Below are 16,427 nucleotides of genomic sequence, written 5' to 3'. Positions count from 1 at the left end.
CCGGCGGGACAGCGCCGCCCTCGGCATCTGGAGACGGGCGAGGGCTGACGAAGGCCGGTCCCGTCTAGTTGTCCACCCGACCGAAAGGCGGCACGTCGCCGATCACCTCGCGCTTGTCCTTGCCGCAAGTGAAGGTTTTCGCCTTCTCGTCGGCAAGCTTGCGCGCCAGGTCGTTGGCCTGCGCGTTGCCGGTGGCCAAAACCAGGCCGATCGTACAGCCCTGATGCTCTTCCGGCTGCGCCACCTTGGCGACGACCAGCACCTCGATCGACTTCTTCTCGTCCTCGGGATTGCTGACCGAGCGGCGGTGGATCGCGGCGAAGGGGATGGCGATGTCGCCATTGGTCTCGATCCGCCATTCCACCTTCGGGCCGGAGCCGTTGAAGGCGGTGAAGCTCTCCCAGACCGCGGTCATGTCGTCGGACGGAAAGCCGTAATAGACGGATTCGCGCGCGTCGTCGTAGCCGACCAGCACCGGATAGCCGCGATAGCCCGAGCAGACGAGGCTCGCCCAGTCGCCATCGCCTTCCGCTGCCTGCGCATAGGTCACGCAATCCTTCTTCCAGTCGAGATCGGTATAAGCGCTGGAGATGTCGCCGGCCTGGGCCGCCTGGCAGAAACCGGCGAGGGCAAGCGGGATCAGAAGAGCACGCATCAATGGCAACTCCGTTTCGAGTTGCCGGAAGCGTAACGCCGTCCGCTATTTCTTCAAGCTGGCTTCGATCAGGAGGTCGGCGTTACGAGCGACGGCCGCCGCCGGTCCGCCCAGGCCGAAAAGCTGGCCGCTGATGTAAGCGCCCTCAATGAGAAGCAGCAGGCCGTCGCCCAGCGTGTCGGAATCGGCGGCGCCCATCGCGGCCGCCATGGCGCGCAGGCGCCGGCGCAGCTCTATCTTGTTGTTCTCGCTCACCACCCGCGCGGGATGCCCGCGCTCGGGGTATTCCACCGCCGCGTTGGTCATGCCGCAGCCGCGGTAATCCGGCTTTTGCGTGCGTTTGCCGACGCGGGTCAGGAAAGCGATGATCTGGGCGCGCGGATTGCCCGGATGGGCGTCGACGGCCTCGTCGAAGCGCTCCCAGAATTCCAGGTCGTACTTGCGCAGATAGGAGGCGGCGAGCTCGTCCTTGGACGGAAAGCTGCGGTAGAGGCTCGGCTTGGTGACGCCGGCGCGCTTGACGATCTCGTCGACGCCGATCGCCCGGATGCCCTCGCGATAGAAAAGGTCGCGCGCCACGTCCAGGATCTTGTCCGCTGCCTTCGGGGCGGGGGCCGCGTTCGACGACACTTCAATTTTATTGTCCGATGGCATTCAAACAACTCGCTTGACAATGTTACTGACCGGTACGTATGTATGGCGCCATCCCACTGCAACGTACCGGTCAGTAACATGATAGCCCAGTCCCGTCCGTTTGGCCAGCGCTACGCATTCGTCGTCGTTGCCGTGATTTTCCTCTGCCTGCTGATCGCGGCCGGGCTTCGCTCGGCGCCCTCGGTGATGATGGTTCCGCTGGAGGAAAGCTTCGGCTGGCGCCGCGACGTCACCTCCTGGGCCGCCAGCGTCGGCATCCTGCTCTACGGGCTGACGGGCCCCTTCGCCGCGGCGCTGATGGAGCGCGTTGGGCTCCGCCGCACGCTGCTTGGCGCGCTGCTGGTGATGTCGGGCTCGACCGCGCTCAGCCTGTTCATGACGCAGCCCTGGCATCTCTTCCTCACCTGGGGCGTGTTTTCCGGCATCGGCTCGGGCGCGGTGGCGAGCGTGCTTGGCGCCACCATCGTCAACCGCTGGTTCAAGACCAATCGCGGCCTGATGATGGGCCTGATGTCGGCTTCAAGCGCCACCGGCATGCTGGTGTTCCTGCCCGTGATCGCCTCGCTGGCGCAAAACGGCGGCTGGAAGCCTGTGGCGATTGCGGTTGCCCTCGCCACCGCGGCGCTGATCCCGCTCGTTCTGCTGCTCGTGCCGGAACGCCCTTCCTCGATCGGCCAGGTGCGCTACGGCGCCGACGCGAACGACGTGCCGCCGGTGTCGCCGGCATCGCAGGGCAATTTTCTGGCGCATACGCTGAACACGCTGCGCCGCGCGGCGGGCACCCGGGTGTTCTGGTACCTGTTCGCCACCTTCTTCGTCTGCGGCTTCACCACCAACGGTCTCGTCGGCACGCATCTCATCGCCTTCTGCGGCGATATGGGTATCGGCGAGGTTCAGGCCGCCGGGCTGTTGTCGATGATGGGCATTTTCGACCTGATCGGCACGAYGCTGTCCGGTTGGCTCACCGACCGTTTCGATCCGCGCAAGCTGCTCGGCGTCTATTACGCCGTGCGCGGCCTGTCGCTGATCTACCTGCCTTATTCCGGCTTCTCGGCGACCAGCCTGGTCATCTTCGCTGTGCTCTACGGGCTCGACTGGATCGCCACCGTGCCGCCGACGCTCAGGCTCGCCAACGAAGCCTTCGGCGACCGCAGCGGGCCGATCGTGTTCGGCTGGATCGTCGCCGGCCACCAGGTGGGCGCCGCGGCCGCCGCCGCCTTTGGTGGCACGATGCGCGAGCTGCAGGGCAATTACGAGCTGGCGTTCCTGATTGCGGGGATGACGGGCATCGCAGCGGCTTGTATTTCGTTGCTGATCAATACCGACAGGCCGGCCTTCGAGCCGGAGCCGCAGATGGTCTGAACAGCCAATCTCCCCCCTCGTGGGGGAGATGCCCGGCAGGGCAGAGGGGGGCGCTGTCCCGCCGACTTCTCGGTTGAATTGCCGTCAAATCAAACCGTTGCGAAGAGTTTGAGGGGTCTGAGAGGTTGGCGATCCTTCGCGCCCCCTCTGGCCTGCCGGCCATCTCCCCCACAAGGGGGGAGATCAGCAGTTCTGTTCGCTGTTATCAAAACTTCATGGTTCCGAAATGCGCCTGAAACATTGAGGCGAGAGCTTGGCGGTCCCGTTCAAAGCCATCCGGAGACAGCCATGAACAAGCTTTCCCTTACCCGCCGCGCTTTCGTCACCTCGGCCAGTGCCTTCGGCCTTGTCGGCGCCTCCGGTCTGGCACTGCCCTATTATTCTCGCGCCAGCCAGCGCCCCGCCTTCACGCATGGCGTCCAGTCCGGCGACGTCGACGCCACGTCCGGCATGGTCTGGACCCGCACCGATCGCCCGGCGCGCGTGATGTATGAAGTGTCGACCACCGAAAGCTTCGCCAATGCCACGCGGCTGGCTGCGCTCGATACCTCGCCCGCCAGCGACTACACGGTGAAGCGGCTGCTCACCGACCTCGCCTCCGACCAGGACATCTTCTACCGCATGACTGCCGCCGATCTCTCCGACATCAATGCCGTCTCCGAGCCGATCGTCGGCCGCTTCCGCACGGCACCGTCCTCGAAGCGCGATGTGCGCTTCGCCTGGTCGGGCGACACCGCCGGCCAGGGCTGGGGCATCGACGAGACCGGCATGAAGACCTATTCGACCATCGCCAAGCACACGCCGGACTTCTTCCTGCATTCGGGCGACACGATCTATGCCGACGGTGCGCTGAAGGACGAGGTCGACCTGCCCGGCGGCGGCAAGTGGAAGAACGTCGTCATGCTCGATGGCAAGCGCAAGGTCGCCGAGACGCTGGACGAATATCGCGACCAGTGGAAGTACAACATGATGGACAAGCACGTRCTTGCCCTCTCCGCCATCTGCCCGACCTTCTACCAGTGGGACGACCACGAGGTGCTCAACAACTGGTCGGACTCGAAGGACCTGACCGCCGACGACCGCTACAAGGAGAAATCCATCCATGTGCTGGCGGCACGCGCGGCGCGCGCCTTCCATGAGATGACCACCATCCGCTACGAGCCGTCGGAGCCGGGCCGCGTCTACCGCAAGATCTCGCACGGGCCGCTGCTCGACGTGTTCTTCCTCGACATGCGCTCCTATCGCGGTCCGAACGGCCCCAATCTGGACGAAACGTTGACGCCGAAGTCGCGCATGATCGGCGAGGAGCAGTCCAAATGGCTGAAGCGCGAGCTGGCGAACTCCAAAGCGACGTGGAAGATCATCGCCGCCGACATGCCGCTCAGCCTGATCGTCTGGGACGACGCGGCGAAAAAGGTCGGCTTCGAGGCGGTGTCGAACAACGACAACGGCGCGCCGAAGGGCCGCGAGCTCGAATTCGCCGATGTGCTGCGCTTCATCAAGAATGCCGGCATCACCAACACGGTGTGGCTGACCGCCGATGTGCACTACACCGCGGCGCATTACTACAACCCCGACAAGGCGCAGTTCCAGGATTTCAATCCGTTCTGGGAGTTCGTCTCCGGCCCGATCCACGCAGGCACATTCGGCCCCAACGACCTCGACATGACCTTCGGGCCGGAGCTGAAATTCATCAAGGCGCCGACCGCCGAGCAGGGCCAGAACCTGCCGCCGTCGGCCGGACTGCAGTTCTTCGGGCTGGTCGATATCTCCGGCGCCACCGAACAGCTCACCGTGCGGCTGATGGATCGCGACGACAACGAGCTTTACAAGGTTACACTCGACCCGGTGCGGTCGGCGTAACGGGCTCGAGAAATTGGCAAGGTCGGCGGGACAGCGCCCCCCTCTGGCCTGCCGGCCATCTCCCCCACTTGGGGGGAGATCAGCAGTTTCGGCGCGTCGCTCCTTCTGCAACGTTGGCAATTGGCGAAAGCAAGCGTGGCAGCCAATCTCCCCCCAAGTGGGGGAGATGCCCGGCAGGGCAGAGGGGGGCGCGAAGGATCSCTAAATTTGCGGTATTGAGGGGCGTCAGTCCGGATAACAAGCGCGCGGAACGTTCGGCCAAACCGCCGTGTCGCAGTTGGCGTCCTTCTGCCGCTGCTTGAAGGCGGCGCTGACCGGGCCGGTGACGATCGGGTCGACGCCGTCGGGGGCGTCGGCGAACATCTGCTGCGCGGTCCTGGCGTCGGGCGGCTGGATGGYACCGCTCTCTCGCAGAGCCGTCGCCGACTGCGCCACACCGGCCGCAAGCAGCACGCCGAGCGCTGCCCACCCGAAAACCGGACGCAATCTGGACATATGATCGGTCATGAACATCGAACTGCCCGGCCCCTCAAAGGTTCCGCCTTGGTTAACAGAATCATTTCACACCAAGACGTTTAAGAATCAGTGACCATTATTTGGGGTCGGGCCTCCCCTTTCGCAATTGCGAAAAACCCTGTATGAGCCGGGCAACCGAAAAAGGCGGCGCTTGTTAAGCCTGCTGCCCGCAACGTTCCCGAGACCAGACACATGAACCTCCGCAATATCGCGATCATCGCGCACGTCGACCATGGCAAAACCACGCTCGTCGACCAGCTCCTGAAACAGTCCGGCGCCTTCCGCGACAACCAGCGCGTCGCCGAGCGCGCCATGGATTCCAACGACCTCGAAAAAGAGCGCGGCATCACCATCCTGGCCAAGGCGACCTCGGTCGACTGGCACGGCACCCGCATCAACATTGTCGACACGCCCGGACATGCCGATTTCGGCGGCGAGGTCGAGCGCATCCTGTCGATGGTGGATTCGGCGATCGTGCTCGTCGATGCCGCCGAAGGCCCGATGCCGCAGACCAAGTTCGTCGTCGGCAAGGCGCTGAARGTGGGCCTGCGCCCCATCGTCGTCATCAACAAGATCGACCGTCCGGACGCCCGCCATATCGAAGTGGTCAACGAGGTGTTCGACCTGTTCGCCGCGCTCGACGCCACCGACGAACAGCTCGATTTCCCGATCCTCTACGGTTCGGGCCGCGACGGCTGGGTGTCGGAAAACCCCGAGGGTCCGAAGGACCAGGGTCTGGCGCCGCTGTTCGACCTCGTCGTCAAGCATGTGCCGGCGCCGACCGTTCATCCCGGCCCGTTCCGCATGATCGGCACCATCCTCGAGGCCAACCCGTTCCTCGGCCGCATCATCACCGGCCGCATCGAGTCCGGCACGCTGAAGGCCAACCAGGCGGTCAAGGTGCTGCACCATGACGGCACGCAGATCGAGACCGGCCGCGTCTCCAAGATCCTCGCCTTCCGCGGTCTCGAGCGCCAGCCGATCGAGGAAGCGCAGGCAGGCGACATCGTAGCCATCGCCGGCCTGTCGAAAGGCACCGTCGCCGACACTTTCTGCGACCCGGCTGTGAACGAGCCGCTGCATGCGCAGCCGATCGACCCGCCGACGGTCACCATGTCCTTCCTGGTCAATGACAGCCCGCTTGCCGGCACCGAGGGCGACAAGGTGACCAGCCGCGTCATCCGCGACCGCCTGCTGYGCGAGGCCGAGGGCAATGTCGCGCTCAAGATCGAGGAATCGGCCGAAAAGGACTCCTTCTTCGTTTCCGGCCGCGGCGAATTGCAGCTCGCGGTGCTGATCGAGACGATGCGCCGCGAGGGTTTCGAGCTCGCCGTGTCGCGTCCGCGCGTCGTCATGCAGAAGGGCGATGACGGCCAGCTGCTGGAGCCGGTCGAGGAAGTCGTCATCGACGTCGACGAGGAGCATGCCGGTGTCGTCGTGCAGAAGATGTYGGAGCGCAAGGCCGAGATGGTCGAGCTGCGTCCTTCCGGCGGCAACCGCCAGCGCCTCGTCTTCCATGCGCCGACGCGTGGCCTGATCGGCTACCAGTCGGAGCTTTTGACCGACACGCGCGGCACAGCGGTGATGAACCGCCTGTTCTTCGCCTATGAGCCCTACAAGGGCGAGCTGCCCGGCCGCACCAATGGCGTGTTGATCTCCAACGAGCAGGGCGAATCCGTCGCCTACGCCATGTGGAATCTGGAAGACCGCGGCCCGATGATCATCGATCCGGGCGTCAAGGTCTATCAGGGCATGATCATCGGCATCCACTCCAGAGACAACGACCTCGAAGTGAACGTGCTCAAGGGCAAGAAGCTCACCAACATCCGCGCCGCCGGCAAGGACGAAGCGGTGAAGCTGACGCCGCCGATCCGCATGACGCTGGAGCGGGCGCTGGCCTGGATCCAGGACGACGAGCTGGTCGAGGTGACGCCGAAGACCATTCGGCTCCGCAAGCTCTATCTCGACCCGAACGAGCGCAAGCGTTTCGAGAAGTCGGCCAGGGTGATGGGCGCGGCGTAAGCTTTCCAGCCAAGGGTTCAAAAGAGGGAGTATCTACTCCCTCTTTTCGTTTCAGCGGCACGCTGCCGACAGGATGGCGTTGCGATCAGCCTCCCCGGTCAGATCGATGCGCACCGCCAGGCCATCGCGAACCGGCTTGCGCAAGGTCCTGGCGCCGTCCGATCCGACGGTCAGCCGCCCTCGGCCCTCGAGGGCCTGAAGCCTCGATCGCGGGAGGCCGAGCTCGCCGGCAAGCAAGCGGTCCAGCCGCAAAGGCGTCGTGCCCTCCAGCCGAAGCTCGAGCCAAAGCGCGGTCGCGTGTCCAGGTTCGCCGGCAGGCGGCTCCTTATGGACCGTGATGTCGGCAAATTCCTCGACCCGCCCGGCGCGATTGCGCAGCGCGGCGGCATCGAAGGCAAAGCGGCGCACGAGCGCGGGATCGTTGCATTCGAGGGCCGTAAGCAGCGCCGGCTCGATATCGCGGCGGTTTCGCCGCTCCAGGATGGTGAAATTCCAGGAGTTGTCGCAGCCTGTACAGCGGTAGATCAGCCAGACGTCGATGCGTTTGCCGTTGGCGTTGACGCGGAATTTCTCGCTGCATTTGTAGGGCCTGACGCCGCCGCACCGGTTGCAGTTGATGAGAGGTCGAGGCGCGATTGCGGGCGCGATCGTCCAATGGACACGCAAGGTGGACATGCCGGTAGGCCCTTCCCGTCGGGAAGTCCGTCAGGCCGGCAATGTCCGAGATGCCCCTTTTTGTTGAGCATGATCTTTACCGAAAACCGGGTACCACTTTTCGCTGACGCGGACCTTCGGTTCGGGATCATGCTCGTGTGGRCACGGCGTGGCGAGAGACTGTGTTATCAGGAAGTCAGGCGTCGGCGTGGATCACACGCGGCGGCTCAGCAATGCCAAACCGGTCTCGAACCGCCCCCTGAAGAACACATGAAGTGGAGCAGAYGCGCCAGTGCTGCGCCTGCGGTGCATTCGGAGGAGTTGGCGAGACCGGCGGTTACTGAGGCAAAGTGATGCTCTGAAATGAATGTCGAGGCGGGTCTTCTAGACGTGTGGCAGTGGAGGAGCAAGGGCTAAACACGGATGTCTGCGCTGCCCCTCATTGCCCTGCCGGGCATTTCTCCCCGTGAACGGGGAGAAAGAGGCTGGCCGCGTCGCCGGCTCCTGTTCTACGACGTTTGCGATTGGCGAAATCGTCGCCGCCAGCGTCCCTTCGCCCCGTTTACGAGGAGAAGGTGCCCGAAGGGCGGATGAGGGGCAGCGCCGGCGCTGGCAGCTATTGTCTCCATCCTCAACGCGAGCCCCCTTGCCGGGCGTGCCAAATTCGCTCTGATCGGCTATCGTTCGTTTCCGTCCTATAGGAAACGACCCCATGCATCTCGCCTCGCTGCTGATCTTCGCCGCCGCCCTCTTCGTTGCCGCGGGCTCGCCCGGCCCGTCGATCGCGGCCCTTGTGGCGCGGGTGATCTCGAAGGGTTTTCGCGATGTCTTCCCCTTCCTGCTGGCGATGTGGATCGGCGAGGCCATCTGGCTGTCGCTGGCGGTGTTCGGGCTGGCCGTCGTGGCGCAGACCTTCCACTACGCCTTCGTCGTCGTGAAATGGGTTGGAGTTGCCTATCTCGCCTATCTGGCGTTCAAGATGTGGACGGCGCCGGTCGAGGCCAAGGAAGGCGAGATGCCGCGCGAGGATTCGGCCCTGAAACTGTTCTTTGCCGGCATGGCGGTAACGCTGGGCAATCCGAAGATCATGATGTTCTATCTGGCGCTGCTGCCGACCATCATCGATCTTGCCTCGGTCAGCCTCATCGGCTGGGTCGAGCTGACGCTGACCATGGCCATCGTGCTGGTCGTCATCGACCTTGCCTGGGTGCTGGCCGCTTCGCAGGCGCGCCGGCTGCTCAAGAGCAAGCGGGCCATGAAGATCGCCAACCGCGTCAGCGCCACGACGATGGCGGGCGCCGCCGCGGCAATCGCCGCGCGCTGATCCGGGCTTTCCAGGCGAAGCCTACCTTGCCATGGCGTGGTACTCAGGGTTCGGCCGCATGTCGACCGCGGCGGCCACCCGGTTCGACATGTTGAAGAAGGCGGCGGTCGAGGCGATGTCCCAGATGTCGCGATCGGAGAAACCGGCTTGCCGCAAGGCCGCGCGGTCGGCTTCGACGATTTTAGCCGGCTCTTCCGTGACCTTCACGGCGAATTCGAGCATGGCGCGCTGGCGGTCCGACAGATCGGCGGCGCGGAAATTCATCACCATCATCTCGCCCAGCGCCGGCTCGCCCGACAGCTGGCGCACCGCCGCGCCATGGGCGGTCAGGCAATAGAAGCAGTGGTTGATCGAGGAGACGACCACGGCGATCATCTCGCGCTCCAACTTCGACAGGCCGGACTCGCCCAGCATCAGGTCGTTGTACATGTCGGTGAAGGCGCGCAGCTTCTTCTCGTCGAAGGCGTAGGCGAGAAGCACGTTGGGCACGAGGCCGAGCTTCTCCCGGCATTTGTCGAAATAGGCTTTCGTCGCCTCGCTGAGCTCCGCCTGGACAAGGTCAAGCGCGGTAATCCTGTCATTCATGGGTCGTTCTCCTTGCAAGGCAACGGCGTCGGTTCGAATTTTTTAATGCGTCGTCAAACCTTTGTCGCGAAACGGCGGTCATCTGCTACGATAGCCGCAAAAGCATACGACGGGAGGGACCAAGCGTCATGGCCAGCGTTAAATCCAAGCCGAAGAAGAAAGCCGCCGCCGCGAAGGCGGAGGAAAAATCCGCAAGGCTTGCCGACTATCTGCTGGCACGGGCGCCTGCCGAAGACATCGCGGCCTATGACGTGGCCGATCTCGAACGCGCCGGCGAGCTCGCCGCCCAAGCGGTCGCCAGCCACAGGAAAGGCGAAAGCGTCATCGCCGTCGAGGCCGATTCGGGCGTTGCATGCGGCGGCCGGCCGGTGACGGTCATCACCGTCGTCAACGACAACATGCCGTTCCTGTTCGATTCCATCCTGGGCGAGATCACCGAGGTCAGTGGCGAGCCGACGCTGGTCACCCATCCGATCGTCACCGTACGCCACGGCAAGAACGGTGTGGCCGAGGTGCTTGGCGACGCCGGCAAGGAGGATGACAAGCACGACCGGCTAAGCGTCGTCCATGTGCATATCCCGCGGCTGACCGCCGACCAGGCGAGAAACCTCACCGAGCGGCTGCGCAAGACGCTTTCGCAGGTCCGCGCCGCCGTCGTCGACTGGAAGCGCATGCTCGCCCGTCTCGACCAGGCGATTTCCGAATTCCGCTATTCGGCCGTGCCGCTCGACAAGAAGAGCGTCGCCGAGGCGATCGCCTTCCTCGAATGGCTGCGCGACGACAATTTCACCTTCCTCGGCATGCGCGAGTTCAAATATGTCGGCGGCGAGGAAAGCGGCAGTCTGGAGCGCGCCGAGAAGCCTGGCATGGGTATTCTGTCGGATCCCGACGTGCTGGTGCTGAGGCGTGGCACCGAGGCGGTGACGACGACGCCCGAGATCCGCGCCTTCCTGCACGGGCCGGAGCCGCTGATCGTCACCAAGGCCAACGCCAAGTCGTCGGTGCATCGGCGCATCTATCTCGATTACATCGGCGTCAAGACCTACACGTCGAAAGGCGCGCTGGCGGGTGAGCTGCGCATCGTCGGCCTGTTCACCTCGACCGCCTACACGCGCTCGGTGATGAAGATCCCCTATCTGCGCTCGAAGGCGGAGACCATCATCGCTAAGTCCGGCTTCAACCCGAACGACCATTCGGGCAAGGCGCTGATCAACGTGCTGGAGAGCTATCCGCGCGACGAGCTCTTCCAGGTCCCCGTCCCCATCCTGCGCAAACATGCCAGCGCCATCCTTGGGCTCATCGAGCGGCCGCGCGTCAGGGCGCTGGTGCGTGCCGACCAGTTCGACCGCTTCGTCTCGATCCTGGTCTTCGTGCCGCGCGACCGCTATGACAGCGTCGTGCGCGAGAAGATCGGCGCCTATCTCAAGACCGTGTTCGAGGGCCGGCTGTCGGCCTATTACCCGGCCTTCCCGGAAGGCGGGCTGGCGCGCGTGCATTTCATCATCGGCCGTTCCGGCGGCAAGACGCCGAAGATCGAGCAGTCGACGATCGAGGCGGCGATCCGCGACATCGTGCGCACCTGGGAGGACGCGCTCTCCGAAGCCGCGGAGGCCGCCGGCAGCGATCCGGCGCTGAAGGCGATCGCGGCGCGTTTCCCCGAAAGCTACCGGGACTCCTTCTCGGCCGCCGTGGCGCTGGCCGATGCCGGGCGCATCGCGAAGATCGGCGTGGTCAATCCGATCGCCATCGACTATTACCGCCATGCCGACCAGAAGCCGCACCAGGCGGCTTTGAAGATCTACCATTTCGGCAGCCCGGTGGCGCTGTCGCGACGTGTGCCGGTGCTGGAAAATATCGGCTTCCGCGTCATCAGCGAGCGCACCTTCGAGGTCGGCGGCGATCCGGCTGATCGGGTGTTCATCCACGACATGGAGCTGGAGAACAGCTACGGCGCGCGAATAGACCTTACCGACGGCGGCGCGCTGTTCGAGGACGCGTTCCTGTCGGTCTGGCGCGGCGATGTCGACAATGACGGCTATAACGGCCTGGCGCAGACCGCCGGCCTGTGGTCGGGCGAGATCACGATCCTGCGCGCCTATGGCCGCTATCTGCAGCAGGCCGGCATCCCGCAGAGCCAGGATTTCATCGCCGCGGCGCTCAACCGTTATCCCGAGATCGCGCGCGGCCTGCATGACCTGTTCGTCGCCCGTCTCGGACCGGCGGCGGAGGGCGACGGCGCGGTGGCGGCCAAGCACCTCAAGGCCAAGATCAAGGACGCGCTGGAGGAGGTGCCCAATATCGATGACGACACCATCATCCGCCGCTATCTCAACCTGATCGAAGCCTCGCTGCGCACCAATCATTTCGTAGCCGATACGAAAGCGAAGGGGCAGTCGCTGGCAATCAAGCTCGACTCGCAGGCGGTCGAGGGCCTGCCGGCGCCCAGGCCATGGCGCGAGATCTTCGTCTACGGCTCCGAGGTCGAGGGCGTGCATCTGCGTTTCGGCCCGGTGGCGCGCGGCGGCCTGCGCTGGTCGGACCGCGCCCAGGACTACCGCACGGAGGTGCTCGGCCTGGTCAAGGCGCAGCAGGTCAAGAACGCTGTCATCGTGCCGGTCGGCGCCAAGGGCGGCTTCTATCCCAAGAAGCTGCCGATGAGTGCCGGGCGCGACGCCATCTTCGAGGCCGGCACCTCGGCTTACAAGAACTTCGTCTCCAGCCTGCTCTCGATCACCGACAATATCGGCGTCGACGGCGTCATCCCGCCGGCCGGCGTGGTGCGGCGTGATCCTGACGATCCGTATTTCGTCGTCGCCGCCGACAAGGGCACGGCGACCTTCTCCGACACCGCCAACGCGATTTCCGAGAAGCACCACTTCTGGCTGGACGACGCCTTCGCCAGCGGCGGTTCGGCCGGCTACGACCACAAGAAGATGGGCATCACCGCCAAGGGCGCCTGGGAAGCGGTGAAGCGGCATTTCCGTGAGATGAACCGCGACATCCAGACCGCGTCCTTCACCGTCGTCGGCGTCGGCGACATGTCGGGCGACGTGTTCGGCAACGGCATGCTCTTGTCGCCGCAGACCAGACTGATCGCCGCCTTCGACCATCGCGACATCTTCATCGATCCCGATCCCGACATGGCGGCGTCGATGGCCGAGCGCCAGCGCATGTTCGCGCTGCCGCGCTCGTCCTGGCAGGACTATGACAAGTCGAAACTGTCGGAAGGCGGCGTCATTGTTTCGCGCAGCCAGAAATCGATCACGCTGCCGCAGGCGGCCGCCGCCGCGATCGGCCTCGCCAAGACGACGGCGACGCCGGTCGAGATCATGAACGCCATCCTCAAGGCGCCGGTCGATCTTCTGTGGTTCGGCGGCATCGGCACCTATGTGCGGGCTTCCGGGGAAAGCAATCAGGATGTCGGCGACCGCGCCAACGACGCCATCCGCGTCACCGCGCTCGATGTCCGGGCGAAAGTCATCGGCGAAGGCGCCAATCTCGGCGTCACACAGCGGGCGCGCATCGAGTTCGGCCTGAATGGCGGACGCTGCAACTCGGACGCCATCGACAATTCGGGCGGTGTCAACTGCTCCGACGTCGAGGTCAACATCAAGATCGCGCTGGCGTCCGCCATGCGCAAAGGCTCGCTGGCGCGGCCGGCGCGCAACAAGCTGCTCGCCGAAATGACCGACGAGGTGGGCGCGCTGGTGCTCTCCAACAACTATCAGCAGACGCTGGCGCTATCGCTGGCGCGCAAGCGCGGCCTTGCCGACATCGCGCACCAGGCACGTTTCATGACGGCGCTGGAATCGCGCGGCCTGCTCGACCGCGCGGTCGAGACGCTGCCCTCGCCGGCGGCGCTCGCCGAACGCGAGGCGCGCGGCGAGCCGCTGACCAGGGCCGAGCTCGGCGTGCTGCTGGCCTATGCCAAGATCGTGCTGTTCTCCGACATCGTCGCCAGCGACGTGCCGGACGATCCGCATTTCGACCGCGACCTGATGGCCTATTTCCCGGAGCGCATGGCGAAGAAATTCGCCGGCGAGATCCGCGACCACAGGCTGCGGCGCGAGATCATCGCGCGCGTCGTCGCCAACGATCTCGTCAACCGCGGCGGACCGTCCTTCGTCAACCGGCTGCAGGAGGCGACGGGCCGCACCGCGGCCCATGTCGTGCGCACCTTCGCCGTGGTCCGAGACGGCTTTGCGCTGCCGGCGCTCTACAAGGAGATCGACGCGCTCGACAACCAGATCGACGGCCAGATCCAGCTTGATCTCTACCAGGCGGTTAGCCGGCTTATCTTCGTGACCAGCGGCTGGTACCTGAAGAACGATGCAGGCTCGGCGCCGCTCAGCCAGCGCATCGCCGAATTGCAGGAAGCCCGCAAGGCGCTTGAGCCGAAGCTGGTGTCGCTGCTGCCGGCCTTCTCGCGCGAGCGCATCGAGGAGCGGCGGCACGGCCTGTTCAAGTGCGGCGCGCCGGAAAGGCTCGCCGGGCAGCTCGCCCTGACCGAGGTGGCCGAGCTGATCCCGGATGTCGCGCTCACCGCACGCACCGCCAGTGCCGACATCGTCAGCGCGGCCAAGGCCTTCTTCGCCGTCAGCGACGCCTTCCGCATCCCGCGCGTCGAGGAAGCGGCGCGCTCGATCATGCCGCCCGACTATTACGACCAGCTGGCGCTGTCGCGCGCCACCGACACGATCGGCGTGGCGCGCCGCGGCATCGCGGTGGCGGCGCTGACCGCGCACGGCACGGCCGCGGATCCGGTCGCGGCCTGGCTCGAAGCCGGCGGCGAGCGCGTCGCGCGCATCCGCGAGCGGCTGCAGACGCTGACCGAAGGCGGYGACATCACCGTGTCGCGGCTGTCGGTGGCGTCGGGCCTGATGAGTGACCTGACGGGGATGTGACGTTCCTCGCCCCACGCAGTGGGGAGAGGTGCCGAGCGTAGCGAGGCGGAGAGGGGCTTCGTAGGGCGGCCGGCCTTTGGCGATAGCGTGCATGGCAGCTTGGCGCATGCATTGTCTCATGTAGCGCTGGTCGACCCCCACTCCGTCTCGGCTTCGCCGAGCCACCTCTCCCCCGATCGACGGGGTAGAGGAAGGGCGCCAAGCTTTTTGCCGCCAACGCTCCTCCAGCAAGGCTCCCTTCCTTTCCCTCCGGAGGGGGGAAAGGTGGCGCTGCGAAGCAGCGACGGATTGGGGGAACCACGTGGCAATCAAGCCAGGTCGATCAGTCAATCACAGAAGATGTGTGCATAGCGTAGCCCATTGCGTGGGGCGAGGAAGGCAACGGCAGCGCCGCGCTTGTTCATTTGCATCGCTGGTTGAAAACATGCAGACATGGCGCCCGACGCGAGCGATGCCAGGGGAGAAAGCATGGCGGCAGTAGAGACAGTGCAGCGGGCATCGGGGCGCGGCATCTGGGGCTGGATGTTCTTCGACTGGGCGGCGCAGCCTTTCTTCACCGTCGTCACCACCTTCATCTTCGGACCCTATTTCGTCTCGCGCATGGCGAGCGACCCGACCGCCGGACAGGCGGCCTGGGGCTACGGCATTGCCGCGGCCGGCCTGGTTATCGCGGTGCTGTCGCCGGTGCTCGGCTCGATCGCCGACCAGACCGGGCCGCGCAAGCCGTGGATCGCCTTCTTCGCCACGATCAAGATCGTCAGCCTTACCTTGTTGTGGTTCGCCGCGCCGGGGTCGAACCTGTTCCTGGTCGTGCTTTTGTTCTCGCTGGCTTCGGTTGCGGCCGAATTCTCGACCGTGTTCAACGATTCCATGATGCCGCGGCTGGTGCCTAAGGAAGAGATCGGCCGCATCTCCAACGTCGCCTGGGGCCTCGGCTATCTCGGCGGCATGGTGGCGCTGATCTTCGTGGTGCTGTTCCTGGCCGGCAATCTCGAAACCGGCAAGACGATCATCGGCCTCGATCCCTTGTTCGGCCTCGACCCCAAGCTCGGCGAGGACGCGCGTTTCACCGGGCCGATGTCGGCCGGCTGGTATTTCCTGTTCATCCTGCCGATGTTCTTCTTCACGCCCGACGCCAGCAAGGGAATTCCGATCGGGCCGGCGGTGCGCGAGGGCCTGTCGGAGCTGAAGTCGACGCTCGCCGAGGTGCGCCAGCGCAGCGGCATACTGCGCTTCCTCCTGGCGCGCATGATCTATCAGGACGGCGTCAATGCGCTGCTCGCGCTCGGCGGCACGTTCGCGGCCGGCATGTTCCACTGGTCGATCACCGAGATCGGCCTGTTCGGCATCATCCTCAACATCGTCGCCATCTTCGGCTGCTGGATCGCGGCGCGGCTGGACACGGCCCTCGGCTCTAAAGCGGTGGTGATGATCTCGCTGGCGATGCTGTCGGTCGCCACGATCGGCGTCGTCTCGACCGGCCCAGGTTTCACGCTGCTCGGCCTCATTCCGCTGTCGACCGCCGATTCCGGCGGCCTGTTCGGCACCGCGGCCGAAAAAGCCTATATCCTCTATGGGCTGCTGATCGGGCTCGCCTTCGGCCCGGTGCAGGCCTCGTCGCGCTCCTACATGGCGCGCAGCGTCACCGCCGCCGAGTCGGGCCGCTATTTCGGCATCTACGCGCTGGCGGGCCGGGCGACCAGCTTCCTGGCGCCGTTCATGGTGGCGACCATAACGGCCATGAGCGATTCACCACGGCTCGGCATGGCGGCAATCATCCTGTTCCTCGGCATCGGCATGGCGATCCTGGTCGGAACGCCCTATCCGGCGGACAAGCGGTAGCGCAATTCCCTTCTCCCCTTGTGGGAGAAGGTGTCGCCGAAGGCGA

Annotated in this window: 11 protein-coding genes; 6 read left to right on the top strand and 5 right to left on the bottom strand. The window is 65.1% G+C overall.

Features of this window, described 5'->3' with window-relative positions:
- Positions 1 to 64: 64 nt before the first annotated feature.
- Both LCM4577_RS12520 and LCM4577_RS12515 read right to left on the bottom strand, forming a co-directional pair.
- Positions 65 to 655, bottom strand: a complete 591-nt coding sequence (locus LCM4577_RS12520; protein WP_040991560.1) for a hypothetical protein — start codon at positions 653 to 655, stop codon at positions 65 to 67.
- A gap of 45 nt (positions 656 to 700) precedes the next feature.
- Positions 701 to 1,309: a TetR/AcrR family transcriptional regulator gene (locus LCM4577_RS12515; protein ID WP_040991561.1), complete on the bottom strand. Its 609-nt coding sequence runs from the start codon at positions 1,307 to 1,309 to the stop codon at positions 701 to 703.
- Positions 1,310 to 1,387: 78 nt separating this feature from the next.
- Here LCM4577_RS12515 and LCM4577_RS12510 point away from each other — a divergent pair, with 78 nt between their 5' ends.
- Positions 1,388 to 2,671 carry an MFS transporter gene (locus LCM4577_RS12510; protein ID WP_071071443.1) on the top strand — a complete coding sequence of 428 codons (1,284 nt, stop codon included), beginning with the start codon at positions 1,388 to 1,390 and terminating at the stop codon, positions 2,669 to 2,671.
- A 288-nt stretch (positions 2,672 to 2,959) separates the two neighbouring features.
- Positions 2,960 to 4,534 carry an alkaline phosphatase gene (locus tag LCM4577_RS12505; RefSeq protein WP_071071441.1) on the top strand — a complete coding sequence of 525 codons (1,575 nt, stop codon included), beginning with the start codon at positions 2,960 to 2,962 and terminating at the stop codon, positions 4,532 to 4,534.
- Between the two features lie 225 nt (positions 4,535 to 4,759).
- Here LCM4577_RS12505 and LCM4577_RS12500 read toward each other — a convergent pair whose 3' ends face one another.
- Positions 4,760 to 5,029 (bottom strand): hypothetical protein, encoded by a 270-nt coding sequence (locus tag LCM4577_RS12500; protein ID WP_244508302.1) that lies wholly within the window; start codon positions 5,027 to 5,029, stop codon positions 4,760 to 4,762.
- Positions 5,030 to 5,242: 213 nt separating this feature from the next.
- On the opposite strand from LCM4577_RS12500, the gene typA reads away from it, so the two are divergent.
- A complete protein-coding gene (typA, locus tag LCM4577_RS12495) occupies positions 5,243 to 7,072 on the top strand; it encodes a translational GTPase TypA (protein ID WP_071071439.1) in 1,830 nt (609 codons plus the stop codon).
- 51 nt (positions 7,073 to 7,123) lie between these two features.
- Here the strand turns inward: typA and LCM4577_RS12490 are convergent, their stop codons facing one another.
- Positions 7,124 to 7,747, bottom strand: a complete 624-nt coding sequence (locus LCM4577_RS12490; protein WP_071031111.1) for a DUF1062 domain-containing protein — start codon at positions 7,745 to 7,747, stop codon at positions 7,124 to 7,126.
- A 691-nt stretch (positions 7,748 to 8,438) separates the two neighbouring features.
- Here LCM4577_RS12490 and LCM4577_RS12485 point away from each other — a divergent pair.
- Positions 8,439 to 9,050 carry a LysE family translocator gene (locus LCM4577_RS12485; protein ID WP_071071437.1) on the top strand — a complete coding sequence of 204 codons (612 nt, stop codon included), beginning with the start codon at positions 8,439 to 8,441 and terminating at the stop codon, positions 9,048 to 9,050.
- A gap of 21 nt (positions 9,051 to 9,071) precedes the next feature.
- On the opposite strand, the gene LCM4577_RS12480 is transcribed toward LCM4577_RS12485, so the two are convergent.
- Positions 9,072 to 9,635, bottom strand: a complete 564-nt coding sequence (locus LCM4577_RS12480; protein ID WP_071071435.1) for a peroxidase-related enzyme — start codon at positions 9,633 to 9,635, stop codon at positions 9,072 to 9,074.
- 128 nt (positions 9,636 to 9,763) lie between these two features.
- Between LCM4577_RS12480 and LCM4577_RS12475 the strand changes: the two genes are divergently transcribed.
- The gene (locus tag LCM4577_RS12475; protein WP_071071433.1) at positions 9,764 to 14,539 is read left to right on the top strand and encodes an NAD-glutamate dehydrogenase; all 4,776 of its coding nucleotides are present in this window, start codon (positions 9,764 to 9,766) and stop codon (positions 14,537 to 14,539) included.
- Positions 14,540 to 14,971: 432 nt separating this feature from the next.
- Complete coding sequence (locus tag LCM4577_RS12470; RefSeq protein ID WP_071071431.1) at positions 14,972 to 16,381, top strand: MFS transporter; 1,410 nt, start codon at positions 14,972 to 14,974, stop codon at positions 16,379 to 16,381.
- Positions 16,382 to 16,427: the final 46 nt, after the last annotated feature.

Source organism: Mesorhizobium sp. LCM 4577, assembly GCF_001854795.2.
GTDB classification, from domain to species: Bacteria; Pseudomonadota; Alphaproteobacteria; order Rhizobiales; family Rhizobiaceae; genus Mesorhizobium; species Mesorhizobium plurifarium.
This window is presented reverse-complemented; position numbering and strand designations above follow the sequence as displayed.

Excerpts from the sequence above, each read along its gene's own strand:
- LCM4577_RS12485 (WP_071071437.1), top strand. The coding sequence starts at position 8,439 with ATGCATCTCGCCTCGCTGCTGATCTTCGCCGCCGCCCTCTTCGTTGCC.
- LCM4577_RS12490 (WP_071031111.1), bottom strand. The coding sequence starts at position 7,747 with ATGTCCACCTTGCGTGTCCATTGGACGATCGCGCCCGCAATCGCGCCT.
- LCM4577_RS12515 (WP_040991561.1), bottom strand. The coding sequence starts at position 1,309 with ATGCCATCGGACAATAAAATTGAAGTGTCGTCGAACGCGGCCCCCGCC.
- LCM4577_RS12480 (WP_071071435.1), bottom strand. The coding sequence starts at position 9,635 with ATGAATGACAGGATTACCGCGCTTGACCTTGTCCAGGCGGAGCTCAGC.
- LCM4577_RS12520 (WP_040991560.1), bottom strand. The coding sequence starts at position 655 with ATGCGTGCTCTTCTGATCCCGCTTGCCCTCGCCGGTTTCTGCCAGGCG.
- LCM4577_RS12470 (WP_071071431.1), top strand. The coding sequence starts at position 14,972 with ATGGCGCCCGACGCGAGCGATGCCAGGGGAGAAAGCATGGCGGCAGTA.